General features: G+C 61.3%; 10 protein-coding genes and 1 pseudogene. All 11 read right to left on the minus strand.

The annotated features are described in order from the left end of the window. A partial coding sequence (gene rplX / locus ACPEH8_RS19235) for a 50S ribosomal protein L24 (RefSeq protein ID WP_423667873.1) occupies positions 1–284 on the minus strand: 284 nt, incomplete at its 3' end. Positions 285–295: 11 nt separating this feature from the next. Continuing rightward, complete coding sequence (gene rplN / locus ACPEH8_RS19240; RefSeq protein ID WP_017355415.1) at positions 296–664, minus strand: 50S ribosomal protein L14; 369 nt, start codon at positions 662–664, stop codon at positions 296–298. Positions 665–677: 13 nt separating this feature from the next. Continuing rightward, positions 678–947: a 30S ribosomal protein S17 gene (rpsQ, locus tag ACPEH8_RS19245; protein WP_017355414.1), complete on the minus strand. Its 270-nt coding sequence runs from the start codon at positions 945–947 to the stop codon at positions 678–680. Between the two features lie 11 nt (positions 948–958). Beyond that, a complete protein-coding gene (gene rpmC / locus ACPEH8_RS19250; protein WP_017355413.1) occupies positions 959–1,144 on the minus strand; it encodes a 50S ribosomal protein L29 in 186 nt (61 codons plus the stop codon). Further along, complete coding sequence (gene rplP / locus ACPEH8_RS19255) at positions 1,144–1,557, minus strand: 50S ribosomal protein L16 (RefSeq protein WP_017355412.1); 414 nt, start codon at positions 1,555–1,557, stop codon at positions 1,144–1,146. The genes rpmC and rplP overlap by 1 nt, the downstream gene beginning before the upstream one ends. Positions 1,558–1,562: 5 nt before the next feature. Then, positions 1,563–2,294: a 30S ribosomal protein S3 gene (rpsC, locus tag ACPEH8_RS19260; RefSeq protein ID WP_017355411.1), complete on the minus strand. Its 732-nt coding sequence runs from the start codon at positions 2,292–2,294 to the stop codon at positions 1,563–1,565. Between the two features lie 17 nt (positions 2,295–2,311). Further along, positions 2,312–2,647, minus strand: a complete 336-nt coding sequence (gene rplV / locus ACPEH8_RS19265) for a 50S ribosomal protein L22 (RefSeq protein ID WP_017355410.1) — start codon at positions 2,645–2,647, stop codon at positions 2,312–2,314. Between the two features lie 12 nt (positions 2,648–2,659). Then, a complete protein-coding gene (gene rpsS / locus ACPEH8_RS19270; RefSeq protein WP_017355409.1) occupies positions 2,660–2,929 on the minus strand; it encodes a 30S ribosomal protein S19 in 270 nt (89 codons plus the stop codon). A 6-nt stretch (positions 2,930–2,935) separates the two neighbouring features. Beyond that, the gene (rplB, locus tag ACPEH8_RS19275; protein WP_017355408.1) at positions 2,936–3,763 is read right to left on the minus strand and encodes a 50S ribosomal protein L2; all 828 of its coding nucleotides are present in this window, start codon (positions 3,761–3,763) and stop codon (positions 2,936–2,938) included. 10 nt (positions 3,764–3,773) lie between these two features. After that, positions 3,774–4,073 (minus strand): 50S ribosomal protein L23, encoded by a 300-nt coding sequence (gene rplW / locus ACPEH8_RS19280; protein WP_017355407.1) that lies wholly within the window; start codon positions 4,071–4,073, stop codon positions 3,774–3,776. After that, positions 4,070–4,527: pseudogene (gene rplD, locus ACPEH8_RS19285) on the minus strand (50S ribosomal protein L4); the annotation flags it as partial. The pseudogene rplD and the gene rplW, both read right to left, overlap by 4 nt.

Here is a 4,527-nt window from a genome sequence, read left to right on the forward strand (position 1 = left end):
AAGACACGAATTTTCTTGCCTTCTTCAACCTTGAAGCCAACACGGTCTGCCTTGTTGGTTTCGCCGTTGAAAATGGCGACGTTAGAGACGTGCAAAGGCGCCTCTTTCTCGACGATACCGCCCTGAACGCCGGACATCGGGTTCGGCTTGGTATGGCGCTTGACGAGGTTGATCCCACCGACGACCAGACGGTCGTCAGCGAGCACCTTGAGCACCTTACCGCGCTTGCCCTTGTCTTTGCCGGCGATGACGATGATCTCGTCGTTGCGACGAATCTTTTGCATGCGGCTACTCCTTACAGCACTTCGGGAGCGAGCGAGACGATCTTCATGAACTTCTCGGAACGAAGTTCACGCGTCACCGGTCCGAAGATGCGGGTGCCGATCGGCTCTTGCTTGTTGTTGAGCAGGACCGCGGCGTTGGCGTCAAAACGGATCAGCGAACCGTCGGCGCGACGCACACCCTTGCGGGTACGCACCACGACGGCGTCGAACACTTCACCCTTCTTGACCTTGCCGCGCGGGATCGCATCCTTCACGGTGACCTTGATGATGTCACCGATGTGGGCGTAGCGACGCTTGGAGCCGCCCAGCACCTTGATGCACATCACTTCCTTGGCACCGGAATTGTCCGCGACCTCGAGGTAGCTCTGCATCTGGATCATGATTCAGATCTCCTTATTCAGCCGCACGCGTGATGACTTCCACCACGCGCCAGTTCTTGGTCTTGGACATCGGAGCAATCTCGGTCACGCGGACGACATCGCCTTCGTTGCAGGCATTGTCGGCGTCGTGGGCGTGCAGCTTGGTCGAACGCTTGATGTACTTGCCGTACAGGGCGTGCTTGACCAGGCGTTCCACCAACACGGTGACCGTCTTGTCCATCTTGTTGCTGACGACACGGCCTTCGACCGTGCGCAGCGTCTTGTTTTCAGTATTGTCGCTCATCGCGGCCATCCTTACTTGGTGCTGCCGAGCAGGGTCTTGACGCGAGCAATCTCGCGGCGGACCCGGCGGGTTTCGTGAGTCTTCGGCAGCTGGCCGGTAACCTGCTGCATACGGAGCGAGAACTGCTCCTTACGCAGGTCGGTCAGGTGGGCCTTCAGATCGTCAGCCGACTTTTCGCGAAGTTGTTTGATATCCATTACATCACCGTCCGGGTCACGAAGGTGGTGGTCACGGAGAGCTTGGCAGCTGCCAGGCGGAACGCCTCGCGAGCCACGCTTTCATCCACACCTTCAATTTCATAGATCATGCGGCCGGGCTGGATCTGGGCGACCCAGTACTCCACGTTGCCCTTACCAGAACCCATTCGGACTTCGATGGGCTTCTTGGTGATCGGCTTGTCGGGGAACACTCGGATCCACATCTTGCCGCCGCGCTTGACGTAGCGGCTGATCGAACGGCGAGCCGCTTCGATCTGACGCGCGGTCAGCTGACCATGAGCGGTTGCCTTCAGGCCGTACTCGCCGAAGCTGACAGCGTTGGCGCTCCAGCTCAGGCCATCGTTACGGCCCTTGTGTACCTTGCGGTACTTGGTTCGCTTGGGTTGCAACATTGTCGTTACCTCGCTTCACGGGCCGGGCGCTGACGGTCACCACGGTCGCCGCGATCGTTACGATCGTTGCGCGGGGAGTCGTCCTGCTTTTCCTGGCCAACCTGGGAGAAATCGAAAACCTCGCCCTTGTAGATCCAGACCTTGATGCCGATGATGCCGTAGGTCGTCTTGGCTTCAGCGAAGCCATAGTCGATGTCGGCACGCAGCGTGTGCAGCGGCACGCGGCCTTCGCGGTACCACTCCGAACGGGCGATTTCAGCACCGTTGAGGCGGCCACCGACGTTGACCTTGATGCCCAGGGCACCCAGACGCATCGCGTTGCCGACCGAGCGCTTCATTGCACGGCGGAACATGATGCGACGCTCCAGCTGCTGCGCGATCGACTCGGCAACCAGCTGCGCGTCCAGCTCGGGCTTGCGCACTTCGGTGACGTTGATGTGCGCCGGGACGCCCATCATTTCGCTCACTTCCTTGCGCAGCTTCTCGATGTCCTCACCGCGCTTGCCGATCACCACGCCCGGACGGGCGGTGTGAATCGTCACGCGAGCGGTCTTGGCCGGACGCTCGATCAGGATCTTGCTGATGCCGGCCTGCGCGAGCTTCTTGCGCAGCATGTCCCGCACCTTCAGGTCGGCCGCCAGGTAACCAGCGAACTCGGCCTTGTTGGCGTACCACTTGGAGTTCCAGTCCTTGGAAATGCCGAGGCGGATACCAATCGGATGAACTTTATGACCCATGGTGTTTTCCTTTCCGCTTACTTGCCGGCGCCCACAACCACAGTGATGTGGCTGGTGCGCTTGAGGATGCGGGTGCCGCGGCCTTTCGCCCGCGCCATGAAACGCTTCAGGGTCGGACCTTCATCTACCATGATGGTCTGAACCTTCAGCTCGTCGACGTCGGCGCCCTGGTTGTTCTCGGCATTGGCAATAGCCGACTCCACCACCTTCTTGATCAGGTGGGCAGCCTTCTTGTCCGAGAACTTCAGCAGGTTGACCGCACGCTCGGCCGGCAGGCCGCGCACCTGGTCAGCGACCAGACGGGCTTTCTGCGCAGAGATGCGCGCGGAGCGCAGGATTGCTTTCGCTTCCATTGTCATCTCTCCTTACTTGCCCGACTTCTTGTCACCACCGTGACCCTTGAAGGTCCGGGTGATGGCAAATTCGCCGAGCTTGTGGCCGACCATGTTCTCGTTGACGAGCACCGGAACGTGGTTCTTACCGTTGTGAACGGCGATGGTGATGCCTACCATTTCCGGCAGGATCATCGAACGGCGCGACCAGGTCTTGATCGGCTTCTTGCTACCCGCAGCGGCCTCCACCTTCTTGACGAGGTGGTGATCGACGAACGGGCCCTTCTTGAGTGAACGTGCCATGGTCGATTAGCCCCTACGATCGCGGACGATGAATTGCTGGGTGCGCTTGTTATGGCGCGTCTTGTAGCCCTTGGTCGGGACACCCCACGGGGTGACCGGATGCGGGTTACCCTGGCCGGCCTTCGCCTCACCACCGCCGTGCGGATGGTCAACCGGGTTCATGGCAGCACCACGAACGGTCGGGCGGACACCGCGCCAGCGCTTGGCGCCAGCCTTGCCCAGCTTTTCCAGGTTGTGCTCGTCGTTACCGACTTCACCGATGGTGGCGCGGCACTCGACCGGCACCTTGCGCATTTCACCCGAGCGCAGGCGCAGGGTGGCGTAGATGCCTTCACGAGCGACGAGCTGCACGGCGGCGCCGGCGGCACGCGCGATCTGGGCACCCTTGCCCGGCTTCAGTTCGATGCCGTGGACAGTGGTACCGACCGGGATGTTGCGCAGCGGCAGGGTGTTGCCGGTCTTGATCGGCGCATCCGAGCCCGCGATCACCTGGTCACCGGCCTTCAGGCCCTTCGGTGCGATGATGTAGCGACGCTCGCCGTCGACGTAGCACAGCAGGGCGATGTGGGCGGTGCGGTTCGGATCGTATTCGATGCGTTCCACGCGCGCCGGAATGCCTTCCTTGTTGCGCTTGAAGTCGATGACGCGGTAGTGCTGCTTGTGGCCACCACCAACGTGACGGGTGGTGATACGGCCGTGGTGGTTACGACCACCCGACTTGCTCTGCGGCTCCAGCAACGCTGCGTGCGGTGCGCCCTTGTGCAGATCGGGCGTAACCACGCGCACGGCCGAACGACGGCCGGGGGAAGTGGGCTTGAATTTCATCAATGGCATGGGATGTACCTCAGGCCTTGGCCGTTACATCGATGGACTGGCCATCGGCGAGACGCACGTATGCCTTGCGCCAATCGCCGCGGCGGCCGTTGCGGTTACGGAAGGACTTGTTCTTGCCCTTCACGTTCAGCACGTTGACCGACTCGACCTTGACATCGAACAGCTGCTCAACCGCGGCCTTTACATCGGCCTTGGTCGCTTCGTTCGACACTTCAAAGACATACTGGTTGGAATGTTCCTGCAGGCGCGCGGTCTTTTCGGAGACTCGCGGAGCGCGAAGAACGCTGAAGATTTTCTCGTTGGCGTTCATGCCAGCCACTCCTCGACCTTCTTGACCGCGTCAGCGGTGATGACGACCGTGTCGGCACCCACCAGCGACACCGGGTCCAGACCCTGGACGTCACGCACTTCCACGTAGGGAATGTTGCGTGCCGACAGGTACAGGTGCTCGGAAGCCTCTTCGGTGACGATCAGCGGACGCTTGCCCACTTCCAGGCCGGCCAGCTTGGCGATCAACGACTTGGTGTTGGTCGCTTCGACATCGAAGGACTCCACGATCGTCAGACGGCCCTGGCGGTTCAGCTCGGACAGGATCGCGCACATGGCTGCACGGTACTGCTTACGGTTGACCTTCTGCTCGAAGCTGCGCGGCTTGGCCGCGAAGGTGACACCGCCGCCGACGAAGCTCGGAGCCGTCAGTGCGCCCTGACGCGCGCCGCCGCCCTACTGCTTCTTCGACTTCTTGGTGGTACCAGCCACTTCAG

The organism is Stenotrophomonas sp. NPDC077461, assembly GCF_049545475.1.
GTDB lineage: Bacteria > Pseudomonadota > Gammaproteobacteria > Xanthomonadales > Xanthomonadaceae > Stenotrophomonas > Stenotrophomonas nematodicola.